This is a genomic window from Rodentibacter sp. (assembly GCF_057314195.1).
In genome coordinates, this window is the sequence record NZ_DBHLAM010000021.1 from 87,598 (window position 1) to 112,843 (window position 25,246).

The following is a 25,246-nucleotide window of genomic DNA, read 5'->3' on the forward strand; positions in this document are numbered from 1 at the left end:
AGGTAAACTAGGCGCATTTTTTTACGCCCTAATGAGTTGAGGTTTATATGTCTAAAGTTGCATCCGTTGTCGATGTGTTACAAGGAAACGTGGCGATTGGTGAAACCGTCACTGTGCGTGGTTGGGTGCGCACTCGTCGCGATTCTAAAGCCGGTTTATCCTTCTTAGCCGTGTATGACGGTTCATGTTTTGATCCGATTCAAGCGATCGTCAACAATGATATTGAAAATTACGAAAGTGAAATTTTACGCCTAACTACGGGCTGTTCCGTAATTGTTACCGGTCAAGTCGTGGAATCGCCGGCCGAAGGTCAAGCGGTCGAATTGCAAGCACAAAACGTCGAAGTAACAGGATTTGTTGAAGATCCCGACACTTACCCGATGGCAGCGAAGCGTCATTCTATCGAATATTTACGCGAAGTAGCTCATTTACGCCCACGTACCAATATCATCGGTGCCGTTGCCCGCGTTCGCCATTGTTTAGCGCAAGCGATTCATCGTTTCTTCCACGAACAAGGTTTTTATTGGGTGGCAACGCCGCTCATCACCGCATCGGATACGGAAGGCGCCGGTGAAATGTTTCGGGTTTCAACCTTAGATTTAGAAAACTTGCCTCGCGACGAAAAAGGCAAAGTAGATTTCAGTCAAGATTTTTTTGGCAAAGAATCTTTCTTAACGGTTTCAGGGCAATTAAATGGCGAAACTTACGCTTGCGCCTTAAGCAAAATTTATACATTTGGCCCGACTTTCCGTGCCGAAAACTCCAACACCACACGCCACTTGGCGGAATTCTGGATGATTGAGCCAGAAGTAGCTTTCGCAACACTCGCCGATAACGCCAAACTGGCCGAGGATATGTTGAAATACGTATTCCGCGCGGTTCTTAATGAACGCCGAGACGATTTAAAATTCTTTGAAAAACACGTCGATAAAGACGTGATTACGCGTTTGGAAAACTTTATTAATGCCGATTTTGCTCAAATCGACTACACCGATGCGATCGAGATATTATTAAAATCCGGTAAAAAATTCGAATTCCCGGTGTCATGGGGCATTGATCTTTCTTCCGAACACGAACGCTACTTGGCGGAAGAATACTTCAAATCGCCAGTAGTGGTAAAAAACTATCCGAAAGACATTAAAGCGTTCTATATGCGTTTAAATGACGACGGCAAAACTGTGGCCGCAATGGACGTTTTAGCGCCGGGTATCGGCGAAATTATCGGCGGTTCGCAACGTGAAGAACGTTTAGAAGTCCTTGATAAACGTATGGAAGAAATGGGATTAAACCCGGAAGATTACTGGTGGTATCGTGATCTGCGCAAATACGGTACCGTACCACATTCTGGTTTTGGTCTTGGTTTTGAACGTTTAATCGTTTATGTAACCGGCGTACAAAATATTCGCGATGTCATCCCGTTCCCACGCGCACCGAGAAACGCGAATTTTTAATTTTAAAACAGACCTAATTCTGACCGCACTTGTAATAAAGTGCGGTCAATTTTTTTCATGATTTTTAAGGAAAGCACCATGAACAAAATCGAGCAACTTTTCGCCAACAATTTAAGCTGGGCGCAACGTATGAAAGAGGAAAATTCCACCTATTTCAAAGAACTTGCCGATCACCAAACACCGCATTATCTCTGGATCGGTTGTTCCGATAGCCGAGTGCCGGCGGAAAAACTCACTAATCTCGAACCGGGCGAGCTTTTTGTTCATCGCAATGTGGCAAACCAAGTAATTCACACGGATCTAAATTGTCTTTCCGTGGTGCAATATGCGGTAGATGTGCTGAATATCGAGCATATTATCATTTGCGGACATACGAATTGCGGCGGTATTAAAGCGGCGATGGCGGATCAAGATCTCGGTTTAATTAACAACTGGCTATTGCATATTCGCGATATTTGGTTCAAACACGGGCATTTGCTCGGTAAACTGTCGCCGGAAAAACGTGCGGATATGTTGACCAAAATTAACGTAGCAGAACAAGTTTATAATCTCGGTCGCTCGTCCATCGTGAAAAGCGCATGGGAGCGCGGTCAAAAATTATCGTTGCACGGTTGGGTTTATGATGTGAATGACGGATTTTTAGTCGATCAAGGCGTAATGGCGACCAGTCGCGAATCCCTAGAGATTTCTTATCGCAATGCTATCGCGCGTTTATTAACGCTGGAAGAAGAGGATATTTTGAAAAAAGCACATAATGTTGAATAAAAAAAGTGCGGTAAATTTACCGCACTTCTTTTTTACTTAGTTTTTTACTTGCTTTTTCTACTTGACCTGTTCCGTTTGCATGTACAGTAAACGCTCAATATTGGTTAAATAATGTCCGAGCTCTTGAGTTTCCGGGCGATGAACGTAAGGAATTTTACCTAATAGCGGTGCATCAATATGATTTTCAAGAAATTCTACGATTTCCGCATAATGACTTAATAACGGATTAATACGATTTGCCACCCAGCCTAATAATGGTACGCCTAGATTCTGAATGGCTTGCACAGTTAATAATGCGTGGTTAATACAACCATCTTTAATGCCAACTACAAGCACCACGGGCATTTTGCGGGATTTCACCCAATCGGCAAAAGTTTTACCTTCAGCCATCGGCGTCAACAAACCAAACGACCCTTCCACCGCAACTGATTGATATTTTTGAGTTAATTCATCAAGCATTTGATTGATTTTAGCCAACTTTATACGTTCTTTGGCTTCAACCAACATTGGCAAAGTGTGATCAAAAGTATAAGCGTTAATTTCTTCGTAACTTACCGCCTGTTTGGTTGAATCCATCAAGGTCAGTACATCGTAATTTTCTTTATTATCGTAATCCGACGTGAAAGTTTGCTCGACAGGATAAACGCTCTCTTCCGAACTACAAGCAATCGGTTTAAAACCGACAATATTCACGCCTTTATTTTGCAAAGCTTGAATAATCGCGCGACAAGCCGTCGTTTTACCGACATTGGTATCAATCCCGGTAATAAAAAAGCTGCTCATTTTCCTCTCCTTTAAATTTTATTAGGCTTAAACTATGGCCTAAAAGAGCGCCGATTCTAAAAGAGTTTTTTTACGAGAAATTTGAGCTAACGCAAAATTTCGCGCCTTTCAGACAAGAATTAATCGATTATTTGATCTCACTCAAACTATTAAATAATCCGTCGTCTTGCTTAGGCACTTGTAAATAAAACCCTTGTGCCTCAAGTTTCTTGCAAACTTCCGCTTTATCGGCATTGTGAAGCGGTTTATTGCCGGCAAGATTAAACATCATAAGCAATTCGGGTTTACCGAAATGGCTTAGTAATGCATCCGGCACGGCGGAAAAATCATCACGCATCGGCACATAAAGATAATTTCCCGGTTTTTTGGGACTTTTATAAATACTACACAACATTTTGTTTTCCCTTTTCAACATCTCTACTGTTCGTTATAAAAATTCGCCGATATTACGCTAAAAACTAAAACTACTGTGCATTAGCGCGTCTATCGAAGTATCAAAATAGCACCGCATTGGAGCGGCTTCCAATGCGGTGCTATTTAGCAAGTTCAAATTCGACGCCAAGAGCAAGCCAAAACCGCTTGCCGCCTCAGAGTATTTTGTGCATTTTCGCCATTATTGCGTATCGATTTACAATATCTCCGTCGGGTAGTGATAATTTAAAATTTCACCCTTTCCGTCTTTATAATTGATTTGCGCGAGCGTCGCCGGATAAAAACTAATTGGATTACGCTTGCCGTAAAGCTCGGCGACGATCTCGCCGACTAAAGGCAAATGAGAAATGAGCAAAATATTTTTCATTCCCTCGTTTTCCAATACGGAAAGATAATCCGCCACCGATTCTGCGTTGCCGTAAGGCGTAATACCTTCCCAAATTTCTTGTAGCGACGAGAGTTCGCCGGCAAAAGCGCGATTAACTTGCTCGAAGGTTTCCTGCGCCCGCTGATAAGGGCTGACCAACACGCGTTCCAATGCGGTCGCGTTTAACTGCTTCGCAAGCCAAAGCCCTTGCGTAAAGGCTTGTTTTTTACCGTATTCCGTTAAACGACGCGCTTTGTCCGTTTTCGCCATTACTTCGGCTTCACCGTGACGCATAATAAAAATTTTCACGTAGCTTTCCTAACTTTAACCAAAAAATCGACCGCACCTTAAAGATGCGGTCAAAATGTATTAATTTGCTTTTACGGCTTCGGCGATTTGTTCCGCGCATTGTTGCGCTAATTCGCCGTCTTGGCATTCCACCATTACGCGAATCAACGGTTCAGTACCGGATTTGCGCAACAAAATTCGGCCTTTACCGGCCAAACGTTTTTCCGCATCGGCCGCCGCCACTTTCACCGCATTGCTGTCAAGTGGATTCGCACCGCCGGCAAAACGCACGTTAATTAATACTTGTGGGAATAATTTCACCGCGCCGGCCAATTCGTTTAACGAAAGTTTATGTTTTGCCATCGCCGCTAACACGGCTAGGGAGGCGACAATACCATCGCCGGTGGTATTTTTATCGGAAATAATGATATGGCCGGAATTTTCCCCTCCCAAGGTCCAATCGTTTTCCTGCATTTTTTCAAGCACATAACGATCGCCTACATTCGCGCGGAGAAAAGGCACACCAAGCATTTTAAGCGCGATTTCAAGGCTCATATTGCTCATTAAGGTGCCGACTACACCACCTTTTAATTGACCGGATCGCAAAGCTTCACGGGCAATGATGAAGAGAATTTGGTCACCATCCACTTTGTTGCCGAGGTGATCCACCATCATAATGCGGTCGCCGTCGCCATCGTAGGCCAAGCCGAGATCCGCTTTGGTTTCCAATACTTTTTCTTGCAATGCACGTACATCGGTCGCACCGCATCGTTCATTGATATTCACACCGTTCGGTTCACAGCCAATTTCGATAACATCCGCGCCTAATTCGCGCAATACATTCGGTGCGATATGATAAGTAGCACCATTTGCGCAATCTACCACGATTTTATAACCTTCCAAGCCTAAATGTGCCGGAAAAGTGCTTTTACAAAATTCGATATAACGTCCTGCCGCGTCATTAATGCGGCTGGCTTTCCCCAGCTCTGCCGACTCAACGCAATCCATCGGTTGTTCAAGCATGCTTTCAATTGCTTCTTCGATTTCATCCGGCAACTTTGTGCCTTGTGCAGAAAAGAACTTAATTCCGTTGTCGTAATAAGGATTATGCGAAGCAGAAATCACAATGCCTGCCTCTGCTCGAAAAGTACGGGTTAAATAAGCAATGGCTGGTGTCGGCATCGGGCCGGTGAATGCCGCGGATAACCCTGCTGCAGCTAACCCTGCTTCCAATGCGGATTCCAACATATAACCGGAAATACGCGTATCTTTTCCGATTAACACGGTTTTTGATCCTTGCGAAGCTAACACTTTGCCCGCTGCCCAGCCGAGTTTAAGCGCGAAATCAGGTGTGATGGGATAACTGCCGACTTTACCGCGTACGCCGTCAGTACCGAAATATTTGCGATTTGCCATAATGAAATTCCTTTAATTTCTTCTCTTTTCTAAATAATTAAGCATTTATTGTTGCCTGCCAAACTTTAAGCGCGTCCGCCGTAGCCGCCACATCATGCACGCGCAAAATTCTCGCACCGTTTTGTGCCGCAATTAACGCGCCAACCGCACTGCCGATAAGACGTTCTTCAACCGGTTTATCCAGCACCGCACCAATCATTGATTTACGCGATAATCCTACCAATAGTGGATAACCGTCTTCACAAAAAGTGGTTAATCGCTGCAATAATTGATAATTGTGTTGCACGGTTTTACCAAATCCGAAGCCTACGTCCCAAATTAAATTTTCTTTACGTACACCTGCCGCAATGCATTCTGCCGAACGGTTCCGCAAAAATGCCAACACATCTTGCACGACATCCGTATATTTTGGATTTGCTTGCATGGTGCGCGGTTGGCCTTGCATATGCATAATGCAAACAGGCAAGCCAAGCTCTGCGACGGCTTGCAAGGAATTCGGTTGTTGCAATGCACGAATATCATTAATTAAATCCATACCGACTTTTGCCGCTTCGCGCATCACAAGGGCTTTGGAAGAATCTACCGAAATCCAACAATCAAAACGCTGGCGCACCGCTTCCACTAAAGGCACGACACGCTGCAATTCTTCTTGCTCGGAGACCTCTTCCGCCATAGGACGAGTAGATTCGCCGCCAATATCAATAATTGCAGCACCCTCATTAAGCATTTTTTCCGCTTGGAAAAGCGCTTTGTCGAGACGAAAAAATCGCCCACTGTCCGAAAATGAATCAGGGGTGAAATTTAAAATTCCCATAATTTGAGGTGCGGATAAGTCCAGACATTTGCCATTGGCGTAAATTTTCATAAAAACGGTGATTTTCTAAGGTGAATTTGAGGTGCGGAATTATAACGAAATCAAGGAGGGAAAAAAACAATAAGAAAAAATAAAGCCTTTCCGTTTGGAAAGGCTTTGTTTGATTATTCGGAATCTTTTGAATTTTCAAGCGGCGTTTCTTCTGATTTTATTTCAGTTGTTGTGCTTGCATAAGCCGCTTGCGACGTTTTCGGTTCTTCCCAACCTGACGGTGGAGTCACCGGCTCACGCTTCATCAATTGCTTGATTTGCGCTTCTTCAATAGTTTCATATTTTACCAACGCATCTTTCATCGCGTGTAAGATATCCATATTGTCGATAAGCAGCTGTTTCGCACGTTGATAATTGCGATTCACAATCGCACGAACTTCTTCGTCAATCACATGAGCGGTTTCATCAGACATATGTTTGGCTTTCGCCATGGAACGCCCTAAGAACACCTCGCCTTCATCTTCGGAATAAAGAATCGGCCCGAGTTTGTCGGAGAAGCCCCATTGCGTCACCATATTACGGGCAATATTAGTCGCCACTTTAATATCGTTAGACGCACCGGTAGAAATATTTTCTTCACCGTAAATCAACTCCTCCGCCAAACGCCCCGCATATAGCGTAGAAAGTTTGCTTTCCAACTGTTTTTGGCTAATGCTGATTTGATCGCCTTCCGGCAAGAAAAAAGTAACACCTAAAGCACGACCGCGTGGAATGATCGTTACTTTATGCACCGGATCATGTTCCGGCACCAAATAACCGACGATCGCATGACCGGCCTCGTGATAAGCAGTGGATTCTTTTTGCTTGTCGGTCATGATCATGGTGCGGCGCTCCGGCCCCATATTGATTTTGTCTTTCGCTTTTTCAAACTCAAGCATCCCGACAGTACGTTTGTTCATACGTGCAGCAAACAACGCCGCTTCGTTCACCAAGTTTGCCAAATCTGCACCGGAATAGCCCGGCGTACCGCGCGCCAATGTCATCGCATCAACATCATCGGCTACCGGTACTTTACGCATATGAACTTTTAAAATTTGCTCGCGTCCTCGTACATCCGGCAAGCCTACAACTACTTGGCGGTCAAAACGTCCCGGTCGGGTTAATGCCGGATCAAGCACATCCGGACGGTTGGTCGCCGCAATAACGATGACGCCATCATTGCCACCAAACCCATCCATTTCCACCAACATCTGATTTAGGGTTTGTTCGCGTTCATCATGACCACCGCCTAAACCGGCACCGCGTTGACGTCCCACCGCATCGATTTCATCAATAAAAATCAAGCAAGGCGCGTTTTTCTTCGCCTGTTCGAACATATCACGCACGCGGGACGCCCCGACACCAACGAACATTTCAACGAAATCGGAACCGGAAATGGTAAAGAACGGCACTTTCGCTTCGCCGGCAATGGCTTTGGCAAGCAAGGTTTTACCGGTCCCCGGAGGTCCCACCATTAAAATTCCTTTTGGAATTTTACCGCCTAAATTTTGAAATTTATTCGGATCGCGTAAGAAATCAACTACTTCGCCCACTTCTTCTTTCGCTTCGTCACAACCTGCCACATCGGCAAAAGTCACTTTAATCTGATCTTGATTAAGCATTTTCGCACGGCTTTTACCAAAGCTCATGGCTTTCCCGCCACCGCCCTGCATTTGGCGCATAAAGAAAATCCAAACGCCTACAAGGAATAGCATCGGGAACCAAGAAATTAAGATTTGTGAAAGGAAACTGCGTTTCTCAAAGGGTGTGCCTTCCACTTTAACTTTCTTGCTAAGTAAGTCATCTAATAATTTCTTATCTTCCAACGGTGGCATAACGGTCATATATTTAGAACCGTCATTTTTGGTTACCGTAATTTCGTTCGTATCAAAACGCGCTTCTCTTACCTGACCATTACTTACGTCATAAACAAAAGTCGTATAATCGGTAGAACTCTCTGCCGAAGAGCCGTTGAAGCTTTGGTATGCTGTCATCATGACGACCGCAACCACAATCCAAAGGACTAAATTTTTGACCATATCGTTCAAAGTTTAACCTGCCTTTCCTTAAGTTAATAAATTCGACACAAGATACTATATATTGCCAACGCTGAAAAGCTATCGGAGCGATTAGCCTTTATACCCCATCGCCACAATATAAACTTCACGCGAACGCCCGCGCGACGCTTCTGGTTTACGGACTTTCACGATATTAAAAAGAGCGCGTATCTCTTTTAAATATTCGTCAAAACCTTCACCTTGGAATACCTTTACCACAAAACTGCCTTTGCTTGCCAACACTTGTTTGCACATATCCAAGGCGAGTTCCACCAAATACATCGCTCGCGGAATATCTACCGACGGCATTCCGCTGAAATTCGGTGCCATATCGGACAGCACCGCATCCACTTTGTCTTTACCGACGCGCTCTAACAAGGCATTCAATACTTTCTCATCACGAAAGTCGCCCTGTAAAAAATCCACCCCGACTATCGGATCCATTTCTAAAATATCGCAAGCAATCACTCTGCCCTTACCGCCGATTTGGCTCACCGCATATTGCGACCAACCACCCGGCGCAGCACCGAGATCAACCACCGTCATACCCGGCTTAAATAAATGATCCGTTTGTTGAATTTCATCAAGCTTAAAATAAGCACGCGAACGCAGTTTTTGTTTATGAGCTTTCTGCACAAACGGATCTTTAAAATGTTCATTTAGCCAGCGAGAAGAACTCGCCGAACGTTTTTTCTTTCCCATAATTTCTGTTTTTATATCATTTTTGTAGTAGTTTCGCCTATATTTGGATACAATCTGCCGAATTCAAGACCTGAGGAGTTTAAAAGTGCGGAAAGCACCGCATTGATAGCTCCTCATTATTTATTGCTATAGGATTCCTTATGACAACCTTATCAACCAAACAAAAACAATTTCTTAAAGGCCTTGCGCACCATCTTAATCCGGTGGTTATGCTCGGCAACAACGGTTTGACCGAAGGCGTGTTGGCCGAAATTGACAATGCGCTTGATTATCATGAACTTATCAAAATAAAAATCGCCGGTGCCGAGCGCGAAACCAAACAATTAATTATCAATGCAATTGTACGTGAAACAAAAGCCTCAAAGGTGCAAACCATCGGCCATATTTTGGTCCTTTATCGCCCGAGCGAAGAGGCTAAAATTCAGCTTCCGCGTAAATAATCATTATCGTTGTAGGGGCAAATACATGCGCCCCTACCGTTTAACTATTCGTAATTCACTTCAATAATTTCAAATTCCACCGTGCCGCCCGGTGTAACGATATTCACGGTATCATCCAGTTCTTTTCCGATCAAACCGCGTGCAATCGGCGAATTCACCGAAATTAAGCCGGCCTTAATATCCGCTTCGTCATCTCCCACGATTTGATAAGTCACCTCATCATCAGTATCGGTATTCACTAAAACCACCGTTGCACCGAAAATCACCTTGCCGTTATTTGGTAACCTAGTCACATCAATTACTTGCGCATTACCGAGTTTACCTTCAATTTCTTGAATACGTCCTTCACAGAAACCTTGTTGCTCGCGTGCTGCGTGATATTCCGCGTTTTCCTTTAAATCACCGTGTTCACGGGCTTCCGCAATGGCCTTAATAATTTCCGGACGACGTACATTTTTCAAAAAATCTAATTCCTTTCTTAACAATTCAGCACCACGAACGGTCATCGGGATTTGTTTCATAGCCTGTTTCCTTAAAATTTAGTCAAAAAGAAAACCACGGCAAAATCCGAGAATTTTGCCGCAGTCCACTAAAGTGTTAAACAAAATCGATAAAATGGGTAAATCAGGTTTACACTCATTCGTTCGGTGGCTATTATTGTTCGCCTAAAAAAAAATAGCAACCAAAACCCGCAAATATGACTCGATTACCTTTAATTTCAACCCTATTTCGTACCCTTTTTATTTCCTTTGGCCTTTCTTTTAACGCCGTCGCAGAAGTGAACGTCGCCCCCTTGATCGCGAATTTGCCGGAAGGCGCCAGCACTGCAGTTATCGCAAAAAATATCGATCAAAATAAAATTGTCGCTGATTACAATGGTTCCACCTTTATGTTGCCGGCAAGTACCCAAAAAGTATTTACCGCCGTGGCGGCAAAATTAGTATTAGGCGACGAATTCAAATTCGATACTGCATTACTCACTAATGGAAAAATCCAAAACGGTGATTTGGATGGCAACTTAATCGTCCGCTTTACCGGCGATCCCGATCTCACTAGCGGACAACTTTACGACTTACTCGCCGAATTGAAAAAACAAGGCGTGAATAAAATTAACGGCGATTTAGTGTTAGATACATCGGTTTTCTCCAGTCACGACCGTGGCTTAGGTTGGATTTGGAATGATCTCACGATGTGTTTCAACTCACCGCCTTCCGCCGCCAATATCGATAACAACTGTTTCTACGCAGAACTTGATGCCAATCAAGCACCGGGTGAAACTGTTAAAATTAATGTACCGGCGCAATTCCCCATTCAAGTGTTCGGGCAAGTTTATATCGCGGATAGCAACGAAGCGCCTTATTGCCAATTGGATGTGGTGGTGCACGACAATAATCGCTACCAAGTAAAAGGCTGTTTAGCGCGTCAAACCAAACCCTTTGGCTTAAGCTTTGCCGTGCAAGATCCCGATGCTTATGCCGCGGCCATTATTCAACGTCAATTAAAACGTCTTGGCATTGAATTTAATGGCAAAGTTTTGCAACCGCAAAAAATGCAGCAAGGTCAATTGCTCGTGCAACATTTTTCCAAACCGCTACCGGATTTACTGAAAAAAATGATGAAAAAATCCGATAATCAAATCGCCGACTCGCTATTCCGCGCAGTCGCCTACCATTACTACAAACGCCCCGCCTCCTTCCAACTCGGCACCCTCGCAGTAAAATCCATATTACAAAAACAAGGCATCAAATTCGGCAACAGCATCTTAGCCGACGGCTCCGGCCTTTCGCGCCACAATCTTGTTGCGCCGAAAACCATGCTTGCCGTGCTGGAATACATCGCCCGCAACGAAGACAAACTTCATTTAATGGAAACCTTTCCCATCGCCGGAGTGGACGGTACCATCAGCGGTCGTGGCGGTTTAATTAATCCGCCGTTAGTAAAAAACGTTATCGCTAAAACCGGTTCGCTGAAAGGCGTATATAACTTAGCCGGTTTTATGAACAACGCCCGAGGTGAAAAAGTCGCTTTCGTTCAATTTATTAACGGCTACTCTACCGGTGAACTCGAAAGCAAAACGAAACGCGGCCCGTTAGTACAATTTGAAAGCGCACTTTATAACGCGCTCTACAAAGACTAAACGTCTAAAAATGACTTATTAAAATAGCACCGCATTGAAGCCTTCTCCCACAAGCTTTCAATGCGGTGCTATTTTTACCTTCCGTTTTCAGGCCGGTATTCGAATTTAACCGTAACAGGAAAAGCGGCTTAGTCCGCGCCAAAACAAAATAAAAATGATTCATTCATCGGGCAATGCCATATGAGTTTAGAAAAAAAACATCAAAATCCTGCCCAAACAGGTTTTACACCTTCCGGCAATGCCAAATTCTTGCCTAATTCCACCCAACCGCAAGGGAAATGAAAATCCGATCCGACAGAACCCAACAAATCAAATTCATTCGCCCAACGCGCCAATATCTGGCGTTGGTCCTTCGTTTGACCGCAATCCGCTATTTCCACACCGTCACCGCCCCAGGTTTTAAAATCCGCCATTAGTCGGCGCACCCACTTTCCCGTCATGTTATAACGTAACGGATGGGCAATAACCGCTATTCCTCCGGCGGCATGAATAGTTTCGATAGTCGTGGGAATATTCGTCCATTCAGCTTTCACGAAAGCGGATTTGCCCGGTCCTAAATAGCGTTTAAATGCCTGGCCGTCATTTGAAACTTTGCCGATTTGTACCAAATATCGGGCATAATGAGCGCGCGTAACTTCGCCATCTGCAAGGGTTTTGGCGCCTTCATAGGCATTAGAAATACCCACTTTTTCCAATTTTGCACCAATTTCTAACGCCCTTTTTTCGCGTAGTATTTTTTGGTTTTCCAAAAGGGCGAGCATTTTCGGATGCATTTTATCGAAATTCAGTCCAACAATATGAATGCCACGCCCTTCCCAATCTGTCGAGATTTCTACACCACTAATCAGCGCTATGCCAATTTCATCGGCAGTTTGTTTAGCCTCATCAATACCCGCAACGGTATCGTGATCGCATAACGCCAGCACATTGACGCCCTGTTCAAATGCACGCAGCACCACTTCTCGCGGTGAAAGTACGCCGTCCGATGCGGTGCTGTGGCAATGTAAATCGTATTTTTTCGTCATTATTTAATTGCGTTTACTAATTCTTTGACCAATTTCGGGCCTTGATAAATTAAGCCGGAATACACTTGCAATAGCTCGGCTCCCGCGGCAATTTTTTCTTGCGCGTTTGACACGCCGTCGATGCCACCACTGCCGATAATTGGAATCTGCCCCTTCAATTCTTTGTGCAAACGCTTGATAACCGCTGTGCTTTTGTGTTGTAACGGCTTGCCGCTTAAGCCGCCTTGTTGCTCGGCATTGTTTAATCCCGCGACAGTGTCACGTGAAATAGTGGTATTGGTCGCAATGACGCCGTCCATTTTATAACGCACCAAGGCATCGGCAATTTGCACCAATTCGCTTTCCGATAAATCCGGCGCAATTTTCACCGTAATCGGTACGTATTTGTTATATTGCTCCGCCAAAATTGCCTGACGCGCCTTAATGCTTTGTAGTAAATCATCGAAATAATCGCCGTATTGCAACCGGCGCAAATCCGGCGTATTCGGCGATGAAATATTCACGGTAATATAGCCCGCGTAGTTATAGGCTTTATTCAAGCAAAAAATATAATCGTCTTTACCGTGCTCCAACGGCGTTTGCTTATTTTTGCCGATATTAACGCCGATTACGCCTTTATAACGGGCGTTTTTTACATTTTCGACTAAATAATCAATGCCCTTATTATTGAAACCGTTGCGGTTGATAATACCTTCTGCTTCGATCAAACGAAACTGGCGCGGTTTGGCATTGCCGTCTTGCGCAAGGGGCGTTACCGTGCCCACTTCAATAAAACCGAACCCCAACGCACCAAAGCCGTCAATCGCCTCACCGTCTTTATCGGCACCCGCTGCCAACCCGATCGGATTCGGAAAAAGCACGCCCATCACCGTTTTTGGCGAACCTTTCGGCGTACCGATTAAGGATTTTAAAAGCGACTGGAACCAAGGCTTTCCTGCCAGTTTCAAACATTGAATAGTAAAATTATGCGCCTTTTCCGCATCCATTTGGAAAATCGCCTGACGAAATAACTGATACATACTTGTTTATCTCTTGAGACAGGTATAAAACCTGTCCTAATGTGACCCTTTGACTTATTGCAACGCTTTTTCAATCTTCTCAAATAAATCTTTAGAAAGATTTTCCACCGTACTTAATCGCTCTAACGCACGTTTCATTAAAGTTTGGCGTTGTGCATCGTAGCGGGCAAAGTGAATTAACGGCTCAATTAAACGCGCAGCCACTTGCGGATTGCTGTCATTTAATTTGATTAAAATATCCGTTAGGAAGCGATATCCTGAACCGCCTATTTTATGGAAAGCCTTGAGATTTCGATTAACAAAGCTCCCCACCAATGCACGTAAACGATTTGGGTTGTTGAAATTAAAACTTGGATGATCCATCAAACGGTTCACAACCTCTAATACATTTTCGTCCGGTCGGGTGGCTTGCAAAGCGAACCATTTATCCATGACCAAGCCATCGTGTTGCCATTTTTGCTCAAAATCGGCAAGCAACGCATCGCGACAAGCCAATGCGGTGCTGGTGGCGGCACTCAACGCGGCAAGCTTGTCTGTCATATTGTCGGCAGAATTGTAATGTTTTTGCACAATATTATTACCAAGTGACGTATATGCCAAATAGCTTAAACACAAGTTACGCATAGCACGAAGGGCTATATCTTGCTGTGTGACACGGTAGTCTTCTAAGCGGATGTAATTATAGGTTTTGAGCAACGGCTCTTTCAAATATTCCGCTATCGCGCGCAACATAAACTCACGCGCTACCGTAATACCGTCCGGATCAATGGTTTTGAAATTTTCGGCAAATTCAAGATTACTCGGTAAAGTTAAAATTAACGCAGCGAGTTCAACATTTTCTTCGTAATGTTCTAACACTTGGGAGAGTGCCACTAAAATTTGCGGAGAAATTTCAAATTCTTCGTTTTGTTGAAAATGCGCTACGTTACGTCGTAATTCATTCACAAATAATATTTGTGCTGCATCCCATCGAACGAAAGAATTTTCGGCAAATTTCAATAAAACAAGAAGCTGCTCCGTGGTGAAAGCGTAATCTAATTTCACCGGTGCGGAAAAATCCGCCAACAAGGCAGGCATCGGACGACCGTATATGCCGTGAAATTCGAATATTTGCTCTTTTTCAGTAACGTTTAATACTTCACTCAACGGTTCGCCATTACATTGCAACATTTGTTTAGTGCCGTCTTGCGCATACAAAGCGATTTTAACCGGAATATGCAAATTTACTTTTTCCATTTGATCGGCGGTCGGCGGTGTAAATTGAGATACCTTCAGACGATAGCTGTGCGTTTGTTCGTCGTAAGCATCGCTAATGAATAATTCCGGCGTACCGGATTGACTGTACCAACGGCGAAATTGGGTTAAATCAAAATCGTTTGCACGTTCCATTGCGGAAATAAAATCTTCGCAAGTCGCCGCTTTACCGTCATTTTCGGCGATATAAAGCGCCATACCTTTTTGGAAGCCTTGCTCACCTAATAAGGTGTGCAACATACGAATCACTTCCGCGCCTTTTTCATACACCGTTACAGTATAGAAATTATTCATTTCAATCACTTTTTCAGGACGAATCGGGTGCGCCATCGGCCCTGCATCTTCGGCAAATTGCGTGGTACGTAGGAATTTTACATTGTTAATACGATTTACCGCACGAGAACCTGTATCGGAGGAAAATTCTTGATCACGAAAAACCGTTAAGCCTTCTTTTAAGCTTAGTTGGAACCAGTCACGGCAAGTTACGCGGTTACCCGTCCAGTTATGAAAATATTCGTGCGCAATGACGCTTTCAATGGCGAGATAATCATCGTCCGTCGCGGTTTGTGGATTGGCGAGCACAAATTTCGAGTTGAAAATATTTAAGCCTTTATTTTCCATTGCGCCCATGTTGAAGAAATCCACGGCGACAATCATATAAATGTCTAAGTCGTATTCCAAATTGAAGCGTTCTTCGTCCCATTTCATCGCTTTCTTCAAACTTTCCATCGCCCAATCGGCACGATCGAGATTGCCACGATCCACATAAAGTTCCAGTGTCACTTCTCTGCCGCTTTGAGTAACGAATTTGTCTTGCAATAAATCAAAATTGCCCGCCACTAAAGCAAATAAATAGCTTGGTTTCGGAAACGGGTCATTCCATTCCACCCAGTGACGACCATCGGCTAAATCACCGGTCTCAATGCGGTTCCCATTGGAAAGTAGAAACGGGTATTTGGTTTTATCGGCCGTGATTTTGGTCGTGTAGCGCGCCAATACGTCAGGACGATCCAGCATATAAGTGATTTGACGGAAGCCTTCCGCTTCGCATTGAGTACAAATGCCTTCGCCGGATTGGTATAAACCTTGTAATGAGGTATTTTCGGCAGGAACAAGAATCGTCACAATTTCCAACTCAAATTCGTCCACATTTTTGCCTGTTAAATTAAGCGTTAAACCTTCACCATCTTGTTGATAAGCGGTGAAAGGTTTGCCGTTAAATTTAATCGAGGCGAATTGGAAACTATGACCGTCTAAGCGAAGGGTTGTCGCATTTTTATTTAAACGTTTGAATTTTGTGGTCGCCGTGACAACGGTATGTCTTGGATCTAGTTGAAAGTCCAAATAAATATCCGTTACGGTGAAATCAGGTTGTTTATAATCTTTTCTATATTTTGCCTTGGCTAACATAATCTGCTCTTTTCTAACAAAAAACCGCGCCTAGAATAAAATTTTACGACTCAACTTGCAATGAGATTTTCCATCCCCAAGCGGAAGCAAACGTTTGCTCAAAGTAGCGAAATTATGCTATTCTACGCCCGTTTTTTCTTTATATTGAGAGCAAATCAATGTCAGCCAATCAACCACAAATCGCCATCGTTATGGGCTCCCAAAGCGACTGGGCGACCATGCAGGAAGCCACGCAAATTTTAGATACGCTTCAACTGCCTTATCACGTGGAAATCGTTTCCGCCCACCGCACGCCGGACAAACTCTTTACGTTCGCCGAAAATGCGCAGCAAAACGGCTATAAAGTCATCATTGCCGGCGCCGGCGGTGCCGCGCATTTACCGGGAATGATTGCCGCAAAAACCCTCGTCCCCGTTTTGGGCGTGCCGGTCAAAAGTTCCATGCTAAGCGGCGTGGACAGCCTGTATTCCATCGTGCAAATGCCGAAAGGCATTCCGGTCGGCACACTAGCCATCGGCCCGGCGGGCGCCGCCAATGCGGGTCTGTTAGCGGCACAAATTTTAGCGACTTGGGATGGCGAATTGCGTTCGCGCTTGCAGACATTCCGCGAAAATCAAACCAATGCGGTGCTGGATAACCCGGATCCGCGCGTTTAAAAACATTTAGAAAACTGACCGCACTTTCAAAGTGCGGTTGTTTTTTCATTCATTTTCATAAGAAGAAACCTCATGCAAAAATCCTCTCTCTATCCCCCTGTTTACGTACTCGGCAATGGTCAATTAGGTCGCATGTTGCGCTACGCCGGCGCGCCGTTGGATATTCAAGTCGAGCCTCTGGCATTCGATGCACCACTGTTTGATTTACCGCCGAATGCGGTGCTCACGGCGGAGATCGAACGTTGGGAAAAAACGCCGTTAACCGAACTCCTCGGCAATCATAAAAATTTTGTGAATCAAAACGTGTTCGGTTTATTAGCCGATCGTCTCACGCAAAAATCGCTGCTGGACGAATTGATACTTCCCACTTCGCCTTGGTGTTTATTAAAAGACAACCATCAATGGCCGGACGTATTCCAAACTATCGGCGAAAAAGTCGTAGTAAAACGCCGTACGGGCGGTTATGACGGTCGCGGGCAGTGGATTATCGATGATGAAAATAAAAATGAAATTAGCGACGAGCTTTTCGGCGAAGTAATTGCGGAGAAATTTATTCCCTTCGATTACGAAGTGTCGATTGTCGGCGCGCGTTTCAAAAACGGCGAAAAACGTTTTTATCCGGTCACGCACAATTTGCAGCAAAACGGTATTTTGCGCTATAGCGTTGTGAGCACCGCATTGACGCAACAGTTTGCTCAACAACCCGCGCAGCAAAAACAAGCGGAAGCCATGCTAGGCAAAATTATGGATAAGCTTAATTATATCGGGGTGATGGCGATGGAATGTTTTGTGGTTGGCGATCAATTGCTGATTAATGAACTGGCGCCGCGCGTGCATAACAGTGGTCACTGGACGCTGCTCGGTTGTTCCATAAGCCAATTTGAATTGCATTTACGTGCTCTGCTCGATTTGCCTACGCCGCAATTACAAATTTTCGCGCCGAGCGTGATGGTCAATTTAATCGGCACGGAACACAACGCACAATGGCTCAACACGCCGTTCGCACAGCTGCATTGGTACGGCAAAGAAGTACGCCCGGGGCGCAAAGTCGGTCATATTAATTTGACGCATCCGGATAAAACCATTTTGATTCGGCTATTGGAAAAACTGCGCGGCGAATTACCGGACGATTATCAATCGGGCTTAAACTGGGCAATTGAGCAATTAAAATAAATTCATTTTTAACCGCACTTTTTTAAGGCGGATTAACCTCCTTAAAGTGCGGTTAAATTTTGCGGCGTTTTTGCTTGCTAAAGGCAAAAGGTTGCAGTATAAGAACAGCAAATAAATTTCCATAACACACATCAAAAGAAGGAAAACGCTATGTTTGAAAATATCAAAGCCGCGCCGGCGGATCCGATTTTAGGCTTAGGCGAAGCATTCAAATCAGAAACTCGTGCAAATAAAATCAATTTAGGTATCGGCATATATAAAGATGCACAAGGCGCAACGCCGATTATGCGCGCCGTGAAAGAAGCCGAAACGCGTTTATTGGCGAAAGAAAACAGCAAAAATTACCTCGGCATTGATGGTATCGCCGATTACAATCAACGCACCAAAGCACTTCTTTTCGGCGCAGATAGCCCAATTATTGCGCAAGATCGCGCCAGAACCGTGCAAAGTTTAGGCGGTACGGGCGCACTTCGCATTGCGGCAGAATTTATCAAACGCCAAACCAAAGCACAAAATGTGTGGATCAGCACGCCGACCTGGCCGAACCATAATGCGATTTTCAATGCGGTGGGCATGACGATTCGCGAATATCGTTATTACGACGCCGAACGTAAAGCATTGGATTGGGACAACTTAATCGCCGATTTAAGCAATGCCAATGAAGGCGATGTAGTGCTTTTCCACGGCTGCTGCCATAACCCGACAGGGATCGATCCGACGCCGGAGCAGTGGAAACAATTGGCCGAACTTTCCGTAAAAAACGGCTGGTTGCCCTTATTCGACTTTGCTTATCAAGGCTTAGCCAACGGCTTAAATGAAGACGCGGTCGGTTTACGCACATTTGCCGCCAATCACAAAGAATTATTGGTCGCCAGTTCGTTCTCGAAAAATTTCGGTTTATACAACGAACGCGTCGGCGCCTTCACTTTAGTGGCGGAAAATTCAGACATTGCTGCAACCGCATTAACTCAAGTGAAATCCATTATCCGCACGCTCTACTCCAACCCGGCATCACACGGTGGCGCAACGGTCGCGACCGTATTAAACGATCCGCAACTTCGCCAAGAATGGGAAAATGAACTGACTGAGATGCGCGAACGTATCAAAAAAATGCGCCATTTATTTGTGCAACTTCTGAAAGAATACGGCGCAAAACAGGATTTCGGTTTTATTATGGAACAAAACGGCATGTTTTCCTTCAGTGGTTTAACGCCGGAACAAGTCGATCGCCTCAGAGAAGAATTCGCCATTTATGCGGTTCGATCCGGGCGTATCAACGTGGCGGGCATTACGGAAGACAATATCCGTTACTTGTGTGAAAGTATTGTGAAAGTGCTTTAATCTAAGCAAAACATACATAAAAGCGCATCTCGGTATGCGCTTTTTGTTTTTAAGGAAAAATTAGCAGGGTACGATGTTATCAATACGAATCTAAAAATAAATTAATATTTTTAGATAAAATCTAAATTAAATCTTCTTTCTTTAGAATTTTAACTATAAACACTTTGAGTTTTAATGAAATCTCCCTAAACTTCAAAAGCATTACTTTTTAGGAGGCATTTTTGTGCGGTTTATAAAAATCGTCCTTGTCGGAATCGGACAAATCTTTTTACAAGAAAACGGTTTATCGGGACTTATCATCGCTATCGCCATGTTTTTTAGTCACTGGGCGCTAGGCTTAAGTTGTTTACTCGGCTCGCTCATCGGCACCGCATCGGCTATCCTATTGCACTATCCACAAAAGGAAATTAAACAAGGTTTATACGGCTTCAACGCCAGCCTTGCTTTTATGTGCACAATCTTCACTTTCGGACTAACCGGCTTATCGCCCTTAATCCTTGCGCTAGGCGCCTTCAATGCGGTGCTCTCCACGCTTCTCATGCATGAATTCACCAAACGAAACCTCACCGCTTACACATTTCCTTTTGTTGCGACTTGTTGGCTATTTTGCCAAGGTATAGCGCACTTTGGTTTGTTCGGTTTATCGCAAACTACACCAAATTTAGCGGATCACACCACAACGCTAGATGCCATCAAGCAACCCTTTTATGCTTGGGCGGAAGTTAATTTTGGCGCCGATTTAATTACCGGCTTGCTGCTATTTCTTGCCATCGCAATCAATTCTCCCCGGGCGGCAATGTGGGGCATGACGGCAGCTGTTTTCAGCTCGTTCTTTGCCACTTGCTTGTTCGACATTGAACCAAATCGACTAGCAAACGGCATCTATGGCTTTTCCGCGATTTTATTGGCGTGTGCCTTTGCCGGCAAACGGTTACGAGATTTTGTTTATGTGCTCACCGGCACCGCATTGACCGTAGTGATTCAATTTGGCGTAGCGAAAATGGGCCTCGCCCCTTATACTATCGGGTTTATTGTGGCGGCTTGGCTAATGTTATGGTTTAAAAATAAAGTCGATCACAGTACCTTAAGTTCACAAAAACTCAGCAATTTTTTTAATCCGTAAAATCAATAAAAGGACGGCAAACATGCATCTAACATCCAGAGAACAAGAAAAGCTGATGCTTTTCCTCGCGGGCGAACTGGCGGCAAAACGCAAAGCGCGCGGGCTGAAATTAAATTATCCGGAAGCCATCGCCTACATTGCCAGCCATTTGCAAGAAGCGGCACGCGATGGCATGAGCGTGGCGGAGGTAATGCAATATGGCGCAACATTATTAAGTGTTGAAGATGTTATGGAAGGCGTGCCGGAAATGGTGCACGAAGTGCAGATTGAAGCGACCTTTCCGGATGGTACGAAGTTGGTAACGGTACATAACCCAATTAGATAAAAATAAGTTCCCTCTTAGCGAAGAGAGAGCATTTCGTGCAAATTTAAAAATAGAAGGATTTAAACAATATGATCCCAGGCGAATACAAACTAGCCGAAGGCAACATTCATGCCAATGCGGGGCGAAAGACTGTGAAAATTGATGTGGTGAACAAGGGCGATCGTCCGATCCAAGTCGGTTCACACTATCACTTTTTTGAAACCAACCATGCCCTTGAATTTGACCGCTCATTGGCGCGCGGTATGCGTTTAAACGTACTGTCCGGCAATGCGGTGCGTTTTGAACCGGGCGAGGTCAAAACAGTGGAACTGGTTGCCTTTGGCGGAAACCAAGTGATTTATGGTTTCCATAATGAAATTAGCGGTAAATTATAGGGGGCGATGATGGCATTAACGATTTCAAGAAGCCAATATGTGGCGACTTACGGGCCGACCGTGGGCGATAGCGTGCGTTTGGGCGACACTGATTTATGGGCAACTATTGAGCAAGATTTATTGACCAAAGGCGACGAATGTAAATTTGGCGGCGGCAAAAGCGTGCGTGACGGTATGGCGCAATCCGGCACGGCAACGCGCGACAATCCGAGCGTGTTGGATTTGGCAATCACCAACGTGATGATTATTGATGCCAAACTCGGCATCATCAAAGCAGACATCGGTATTCGCGACGGACGTATTGTCGGCATCGGTCAAGCCGGTAATCCTGATACGATGGACGGCGTAACCCCGAATATGATTATTGGCGCGAGTACCGAAGTACATAATGGCGCACATTTAATCGCCACTGCGGGCGGGATTGACACCCATATCCATTGGATCTGTCCGCAACAGGCACAGCACGCCATTGAAAACGGCATCACTACGATGATCGGCGGCGGCACGGGTCCGGCGGACGGCACCCACGCCACCACTTGCACTCCGGGAGCATGGAACTTACAACGCATGTTCCAAGCGGCAGAAGCCTTGCCAGTGAATGTCGGCTTTTTCGGCAAAGGTAACTGTTCCACCCTTGAACCGCTGCGCGAGCAAATTCGTGCAGGCGCATTGGGCTTGAAAATTCACGAAGACTGGGGCGCAACGCCGGCAGTAATTGATGCAGCATTAAAAGTGGCCGATGAAATGGATGTGCAAGTGGCAATCCACACCGACACGCTGAACGAAAGCGGTTTCTTAGAAGACACGATGAAAGCGATTAACGGACGCGTGATCCATACCTTCCACACCGAAGGTGCTGGCGGCGGACACGCACCAGACATTATCAAGGCAGCGATGTATCCAAACGTACTCCCCGCTTCCACCAACCCGACTCGCCCCTTCACGGTAAACACGATTGACGAGCATTTGGATATGTTGATGGTCTGCCACCATTTGGATAAACGCGTGCCTGAAGACGTGGCGTTCGCCGACAGCCGTATCCGCCCTGAAACCATCGCTGCGGAAGATATTTTGCATGATATCGGCGTATTCTCGATTATGAGTTCTGACTCGCAAGCCATGGGGCGCGTGGGCGAGGTGGTAACACGAACATGGCAAACCGCCGACAAAATGAAAGCGCAACGCGGCAAACTCGGCAATGAAGGCAACGACAACTTCCGCATCAAACGCTACATTGCAAAATACACCATCAACCCAGCGATTGCACACGGTATAGCCGATCACGTTGGTTCATTAGAAGTGGGTAAAATCGCCGACATTGTACTCTGGAAACCGATGTTCTTCGGTGTAAAACCAGAAACCGTAATCAAAAAAGGCTTCATCAGTTTTTCAAAAATGGGTGATCCAAACGCCTCTATCCCAACCCCGCAACCAGTACTCTACCGCCCAATGTTCGGTAACCAAGGGAAAGCTACCGCCCAAACCGCCGTGTTTTTCGTTTCCGAAGCCGGCAAACAAGCGAATATTCAAGCCCAATACGGCTTAGAAAAAGAGCTCATTGCCGTTAAAGGCTGCCGTAATGTAGGCAAAAAAGACTTGGTGCTAAACAACGCTACGCCTGAAATTACTGTCGATCCTGAGCGTTACGAAGTGCAGGTAGATGGCGAGTTAATCACCTGTGAACCCGCGAAAAAAGTGCCACTGGCGCAGCGGTATTTTATGTTCTAGCAATAGGTACTGTTTTGCGATTATTGACCAATCGACCAATCACTTAATATCCAATTTGGATACGTGATGCTCCGAGCTTTCGTAAAATTAAAGAAATAATATGAAAATCATCAAGCCAATTCTGCCTGTTATAGAAAATATCTTGGGCAATTTAACCGCACTTCGTACCGAAGGCAAAATCACTACTCAAACCATTGAACGCGTGCCGTTACAGTGGTATGAAAGTGAACGTAACATCTTACGTAAAACGACTGAAACGGGGCGCGAGGTGGCGTTGCGTTTGCTTAAAGAAGGGCAACGTTTACAACATGATGACGTGGTGTTTCTTAACGATGACTTGGCGATCGTAATCGATATTCAGCCAAGCGAAGTGATTGTGCTTTCGCCGAAAACCCTGCCTGAAATGGCTCGTGCTTGTTATGAAATCGGCAATAAACATTCGCCGCTCTTTTTAGATGGCAATGAAGTCACATTGCCATATGACAAACCGATGTTCGAATGGCTACAAGCAACGGGATTAGCGCCACAAAAAGCAGAACGCCGTTTAAGCCAAGCGTTGCGGGCGAACTCGGCGCAAGGTCACGGGCATTCTCACAGCCATTCGCACGATCATCACGGCTATCACCACCATGGAGACGGAAATTGGCACCGGCATTAAATCGCTCATTGACGGATCTCGGCGCATTATTGCACTTAGTCGATCCTACCCTGCCAATTGGCGGTTTTAATCACTCCAACGGCTTGGAAACCTTTGTTCAACAACGTATGGTGGCAAGCAAAGCTACACTTGAAGAATATGTGCAAACCCAGCTATTACAAAACTGGATTTACAATGACGGCGCCTATTTATCACTCGCGTTTGATGCAATGAACGAAGGTAATTTCAACCGATTATGTGAGCTGGATTGGCAACTTTCTGCCACCAAAGTCGCACGCGAAAGTCGTGAAGGCAGCTTTAAACTTGGCATTCGATTACTGAAAATTTTTATCCGCTATGAAACGAACTCACTACTCACCGCATACCAACAAGCGATTACAGAAAAACGCGTGCAGGGCTACTTCCCGATCGTGTTTGCCATGGTTGCCCAAGCGATGGGCTTAAGCAAAGCCGATACGCTCTACGCGTTCTACTACAATGCAGCCGTCAGCGCGATTACCAACGGCGTAAAATTAATTCCACTCAGCCAAATGGACGGACAGGATATTCTATTTAATTTGCGTGATTCACTGGTGCAAGCGGTGGAATTAAGCCTTGAACCCGACGAAGAATGGCTTGGTGCAGCAACGCTTGCGAATGATATTCGGGCAATGCAGCACGAACAACTTTATACCAGATTATATATGTCATAACCTGTAGGCGATGTGTACCTGGTTCACGCACGGAATTGATTTTCGTACGTAGATTACAAAATCCATCCACACATCCTACGTAAACTAAAGGAAATAAAAACAAATGCGTAACTACATCAAAATCGGCGTGGCGGGTCCTGTTGGCGCGGGCAAAACAGCGTTAATTGAAAAACTCACCCGAGAAATCGCGTCAAAATATAGCGTGGCGGTAATTACCAACGACATCTACACCCAAGAAGATGCGGAATTTCTAACCAAAAACAGTTTGCTTCCACCGGAACGCATTATGGGCGTGGAAACGGGTGGTTGTCCGCACACGGCGATCCGTGAAGATGCATCGATGAATTTAGAAGCGGTGGATGAAATGGCGACGCGTTTTCCTGATGTGGAAATCATATTTATTGAGTCAGGCGGCGACAACCTTTCGGCCACTTTCAGTCCCGATTTAGCGGATGTGACAATTTTCGTAATCGACGTAGCACAAGGTGAAAAAATCCCACGTAAAGGCGGACCGGGTATCACCCGTTCGGATTTACTCGTTATCAACAAAACTGATCTCGCCCCGTTCGTAGGCGCAGATTTAAGCGTAATGGAAAGTGACGCCCGCCGTATGCGTAATGGTCAGCCGTTTATCTTTACCAATTTAATGAAAAAAGAAAATTTGGACGGCGTGATCGGCTGGATTGAAAAATACGCGTTGTTAAAGAATGTGGAAGAACCGCAGTCGTTAGTTCGATAAATAGGTTCCCTCCGTAAGCGGAGGGAAGGACAGGATTAACCATTTGT

25 protein-coding genes are annotated in these 25,246 nt (G+C 45.1%); 14 read left to right on the plus strand and 11 right to left on the minus strand.

The window, feature by feature from the left end; all coding sequences use genetic code 11:
• The first annotated feature begins 47 nt into the window (after positions 1–47).
• Both asnS and can read left to right on the plus strand, forming a co-directional pair.
• A complete protein-coding gene (gene asnS, locus ACO59Y_RS02675; RefSeq protein WP_486130401.1) occupies positions 48–1,451 on the plus strand; it encodes an asparagine--tRNA ligase in 1,404 nt (467 codons plus the stop codon).
• A gap of 78 nt (positions 1,452–1,529) precedes the next feature.
• Positions 1,530–2,216 carry a carbonate dehydratase gene (can, locus tag ACO59Y_RS02680; protein ID WP_373602744.1) on the plus strand — a complete coding sequence of 229 codons (687 nt, stop codon included), beginning with the start codon at positions 1,530–1,532 and terminating at the stop codon, positions 2,214–2,216.
• Between the two features lie 57 nt (positions 2,217–2,273).
• Here the strand turns inward: can and bioD are convergent, their stop codons facing one another.
• From bioD to rlmE, 7 genes are all read right to left on the minus strand, one after another.
• Positions 2,274–2,999 carry a dethiobiotin synthase gene (gene bioD, locus ACO59Y_RS02685; RefSeq protein WP_486130403.1) on the minus strand — a complete coding sequence of 242 codons (726 nt, stop codon included), beginning with the start codon at positions 2,997–2,999 and terminating at the stop codon, positions 2,274–2,276.
• Between the two features lie 127 nt (positions 3,000–3,126).
• Entirely contained in the window at positions 3,127–3,393 is a 267-nt protein-coding gene (locus ACO59Y_RS02690; protein ID WP_486130405.1) for a YcgL domain-containing protein, read from the minus strand.
• Positions 3,394–3,627: 234 nt separating this feature from the next.
• On the minus strand, positions 3,628–4,107 hold the full coding sequence (gene sixA / locus ACO59Y_RS02695; protein ID WP_486130407.1) for a phosphohistidine phosphatase SixA: 480 nt from the start codon (positions 4,105–4,107) through the stop codon (positions 3,628–3,630).
• A gap of 60 nt (positions 4,108–4,167) precedes the next feature.
• The gene (glmM, locus tag ACO59Y_RS02700; RefSeq protein ID WP_373602748.1) at positions 4,168–5,502 is read right to left on the minus strand and encodes a phosphoglucosamine mutase; all 1,335 of its coding nucleotides are present in this window, start codon (positions 5,500–5,502) and stop codon (positions 4,168–4,170) included.
• Between the two features lie 37 nt (positions 5,503–5,539).
• A complete protein-coding gene (gene folP, locus ACO59Y_RS02705; RefSeq protein WP_486130409.1) occupies positions 5,540–6,367 on the minus strand; it encodes a dihydropteroate synthase in 828 nt (275 codons plus the stop codon).
• A 113-nt stretch (positions 6,368–6,480) separates the two neighbouring features.
• Positions 6,481–8,385 (minus strand): ATP-dependent zinc metalloprotease FtsH, encoded by a 1,905-nt coding sequence (ftsH, locus tag ACO59Y_RS02710; protein WP_373604329.1) that lies wholly within the window; start codon positions 8,383–8,385, stop codon positions 6,481–6,483.
• Between the two features lie 90 nt (positions 8,386–8,475).
• Entirely contained in the window at positions 8,476–9,105 is a 630-nt protein-coding gene (gene rlmE / locus ACO59Y_RS02715) for a 23S rRNA (uridine(2552)-2'-O)-methyltransferase RlmE (RefSeq protein ID WP_373602750.1), read from the minus strand.
• Between the two features lie 140 nt (positions 9,106–9,245).
• Between rlmE and yhbY the strand changes: the two genes are divergently transcribed.
• On the plus strand, positions 9,246–9,545 hold the full coding sequence (yhbY, locus tag ACO59Y_RS02720; protein WP_373602751.1) for a ribosome assembly RNA-binding protein YhbY: 300 nt from the start codon (positions 9,246–9,248) through the stop codon (positions 9,543–9,545).
• A 44-nt stretch (positions 9,546–9,589) separates the two neighbouring features.
• On the opposite strand, the gene greA is transcribed toward yhbY, so the two are convergent.
• Positions 9,590–10,066, minus strand: a complete 477-nt coding sequence (gene greA, locus ACO59Y_RS02725; RefSeq protein ID WP_373602752.1) for a transcription elongation factor GreA — start codon at positions 10,064–10,066, stop codon at positions 9,590–9,592.
• A gap of 176 nt (positions 10,067–10,242) precedes the next feature.
• Here greA and dacB point away from each other — a divergent pair, with 176 nt between their 5' ends.
• Positions 10,243–11,682, plus strand: a complete 1,440-nt coding sequence (gene dacB / locus ACO59Y_RS02730; protein ID WP_486130412.1) for a serine-type D-Ala-D-Ala carboxypeptidase — start codon at positions 10,243–10,245, stop codon at positions 11,680–11,682.
• A 200-nt stretch (positions 11,683–11,882) separates the two neighbouring features.
• On the opposite strand, the gene ACO59Y_RS02735 is transcribed toward dacB, so the two are convergent.
• The 3 genes from ACO59Y_RS02735 to pepN are packed head-to-tail and all read right to left on the minus strand — an operon-like array spanning position 11,883 to position 16,390.
• Entirely contained in the window at positions 11,883–12,707 is an 825-nt protein-coding gene (locus ACO59Y_RS02735; protein WP_486130414.1) for a PHP domain-containing protein, read from the minus strand.
• Positions 12,707–13,726, minus strand: coding sequence for a quinone-dependent dihydroorotate dehydrogenase (gene pyrD, locus ACO59Y_RS02740; protein WP_373602755.1), 1,020 nt, complete (start codon positions 13,724–13,726; stop codon positions 12,707–12,709). The genes ACO59Y_RS02735 and pyrD overlap by 1 nt, the downstream gene beginning before the upstream one ends.
• A 54-nt stretch (positions 13,727–13,780) precedes the next feature.
• Complete coding sequence (pepN, locus tag ACO59Y_RS02745; protein ID WP_486130416.1) at positions 13,781–16,390, minus strand: aminopeptidase N; 2,610 nt, start codon at positions 16,388–16,390, stop codon at positions 13,781–13,783.
• Positions 16,391–16,548: 158 nt separating this feature from the next.
• On the opposite strand from pepN, the gene purE reads away from it, so the two are divergent.
• The 10 genes from purE to ureG all read left to right on the plus strand — a co-directional run bounded on the left by purE (position 16,549) and on the right by ureG (position 25,199).
• The gene (gene purE, locus ACO59Y_RS02750) at positions 16,549–17,046 is read left to right on the plus strand and encodes a 5-(carboxyamino)imidazole ribonucleotide mutase (RefSeq protein WP_486130419.1); all 498 of its coding nucleotides are present in this window, start codon (positions 16,549–16,551) and stop codon (positions 17,044–17,046) included.
• Between the two features lie 72 nt (positions 17,047–17,118).
• Positions 17,119–18,219 carry a 5-(carboxyamino)imidazole ribonucleotide synthase gene (purK, locus tag ACO59Y_RS02755; protein ID WP_486130421.1) on the plus strand — a complete coding sequence of 367 codons (1,101 nt, stop codon included), beginning with the start codon at positions 17,119–17,121 and terminating at the stop codon, positions 18,217–18,219.
• 150 nt (positions 18,220–18,369) lie between these two features.
• Positions 18,370–19,560 carry an amino acid aminotransferase gene (locus ACO59Y_RS02760; protein WP_486130423.1) on the plus strand — a complete coding sequence of 397 codons (1,191 nt, stop codon included), beginning with the start codon at positions 18,370–18,372 and terminating at the stop codon, positions 19,558–19,560.
• A 223-nt stretch (positions 19,561–19,783) separates the two neighbouring features.
• A complete protein-coding gene (locus tag ACO59Y_RS02765) occupies positions 19,784–20,683 on the plus strand; it encodes an urea transporter (protein ID WP_486130425.1) in 900 nt (299 codons plus the stop codon).
• Positions 20,684–20,705: 22 nt separating this feature from the next.
• The gene (gene ureA / locus ACO59Y_RS02770; protein ID WP_373602761.1) at positions 20,706–21,008 is read left to right on the plus strand and encodes an urease subunit gamma; all 303 of its coding nucleotides are present in this window, start codon (positions 20,706–20,708) and stop codon (positions 21,006–21,008) included.
• A gap of 68 nt (positions 21,009–21,076) precedes the next feature.
• Positions 21,077–21,382 (plus strand): urease subunit beta, encoded by a 306-nt coding sequence (gene ureB / locus ACO59Y_RS02775; RefSeq protein WP_486130428.1) that lies wholly within the window; start codon positions 21,077–21,079, stop codon positions 21,380–21,382.
• Positions 21,383–21,391: 9 nt separating this feature from the next.
• The gene (gene ureC, locus ACO59Y_RS02780; RefSeq protein WP_486130430.1) at positions 21,392–23,110 is read left to right on the plus strand and encodes an urease subunit alpha; all 1,719 of its coding nucleotides are present in this window, start codon (positions 21,392–21,394) and stop codon (positions 23,108–23,110) included.
• A gap of 100 nt (positions 23,111–23,210) precedes the next feature.
• Entirely contained in the window at positions 23,211–23,768 is a 558-nt protein-coding gene (gene ureE / locus ACO59Y_RS02785; protein ID WP_486130432.1) for an urease accessory protein UreE, read from the plus strand.
• A complete protein-coding gene (locus ACO59Y_RS02790; protein ID WP_486130434.1) occupies positions 23,753–24,460 on the plus strand; it encodes an urease accessory protein UreF in 708 nt (235 codons plus the stop codon). The genes ureE and ACO59Y_RS02790 overlap by 16 nt, the downstream gene beginning before the upstream one ends.
• A 103-nt stretch (positions 24,461–24,563) precedes the next feature.
• Complete coding sequence (gene ureG, locus ACO59Y_RS02795; RefSeq protein WP_486130436.1) at positions 24,564–25,199, plus strand: urease accessory protein UreG; 636 nt, start codon at positions 24,564–24,566, stop codon at positions 25,197–25,199.
• Positions 25,200–25,246 lie beyond the last annotated feature (47 nt).

What these genes read in the sequence shown, in the direction of transcription:
- yhbY (WP_373602751.1), top strand. Translation starts at nt 9,246, where the DNA reads ATGACAACCTTATCAACCAAACAAAAACAATTTCTTAAAGGCCTTGCG.
- ACO59Y_RS02735 (WP_486130414.1), bottom strand. Translation starts at nt 12,707, where the DNA reads ATGACGAAAAAATACGATTTACATTGCCACAGCACCGCATCGGACGGC.
- dacB (WP_486130412.1), top strand. Translation starts at nt 10,243, where the DNA reads ATGACTCGATTACCTTTAATTTCAACCCTATTTCGTACCCTTTTTATT.
- folP (WP_486130409.1), bottom strand. Translation starts at nt 6,367, where the DNA reads ATGAAAATTTACGCCAATGGCAAATGTCTGGACTTATCCGCACCTCAA.
- purK (WP_486130421.1), top strand. Translation starts at nt 17,119, where the DNA reads ATGCAAAAATCCTCTCTCTATCCCCCTGTTTACGTACTCGGCAATGGT.
- glmM (WP_373602748.1), bottom strand. Translation starts at nt 5,502, where the DNA reads ATGGCAAATCGCAAATATTTCGGTACTGACGGCGTACGCGGTAAAGTC.
- ureE (WP_486130432.1), top strand. Translation starts at nt 23,211, where the DNA reads ATGAAAATCATCAAGCCAATTCTGCCTGTTATAGAAAATATCTTGGGC.
- pepN (WP_486130416.1), bottom strand. Translation starts at nt 16,390, where the DNA reads ATGTTAGCCAAGGCAAAATATAGAAAAGATTATAAACAACCTGATTTC.
- pyrD (WP_373602755.1), bottom strand. Translation starts at nt 13,726, where the DNA reads ATGTATCAGTTATTTCGTCAGGCGATTTTCCAAATGGATGCGGAAAAG.
- ureG (WP_486130436.1), top strand. Translation starts at nt 24,564, where the DNA reads ATGCGTAACTACATCAAAATCGGCGTGGCGGGTCCTGTTGGCGCGGGC.
- can (WP_373602744.1), top strand. Translation starts at nt 1,530, where the DNA reads ATGAACAAAATCGAGCAACTTTTCGCCAACAATTTAAGCTGGGCGCAA.
- ftsH (WP_373604329.1), bottom strand. Translation starts at nt 8,385, where the DNA reads ATGGTCAAAAATTTAGTCCTTTGGATTGTGGTTGCGGTCGTCATGATG.
- ACO59Y_RS02760 (WP_486130423.1), top strand. Translation starts at nt 18,370, where the DNA reads ATGTTTGAAAATATCAAAGCCGCGCCGGCGGATCCGATTTTAGGCTTA.
- ACO59Y_RS02690 (WP_486130405.1), bottom strand. Translation starts at nt 3,393, where the DNA reads ATGTTGTGTAGTATTTATAAAAGTCCCAAAAAACCGGGAAATTATCTT.
- rlmE (WP_373602750.1), bottom strand. Translation starts at nt 9,105, where the DNA reads ATGGGAAAGAAAAAACGTTCGGCGAGTTCTTCTCGCTGGCTAAATGAA.
- ureA (WP_373602761.1), top strand. Translation starts at nt 20,706, where the DNA reads ATGCATCTAACATCCAGAGAACAAGAAAAGCTGATGCTTTTCCTCGCG.
- bioD (WP_486130403.1), bottom strand. Translation starts at nt 2,999, where the DNA reads ATGAGCAGCTTTTTTATTACCGGGATTGATACCAATGTCGGTAAAACG.
- ureC (WP_486130430.1), top strand. Translation starts at nt 21,392, where the DNA reads ATGGCATTAACGATTTCAAGAAGCCAATATGTGGCGACTTACGGGCCG.
- asnS (WP_486130401.1), top strand. Translation starts at nt 48, where the DNA reads ATGTCTAAAGTTGCATCCGTTGTCGATGTGTTACAAGGAAACGTGGCG.
- ureB (WP_486130428.1), top strand. Translation starts at nt 21,077, where the DNA reads ATGATCCCAGGCGAATACAAACTAGCCGAAGGCAACATTCATGCCAAT.
- greA (WP_373602752.1), bottom strand. Translation starts at nt 10,066, where the DNA reads ATGAAACAAATCCCGATGACCGTTCGTGGTGCTGAATTGTTAAGAAAG.
- purE (WP_486130419.1), top strand. Translation starts at nt 16,549, where the DNA reads ATGTCAGCCAATCAACCACAAATCGCCATCGTTATGGGCTCCCAAAGC.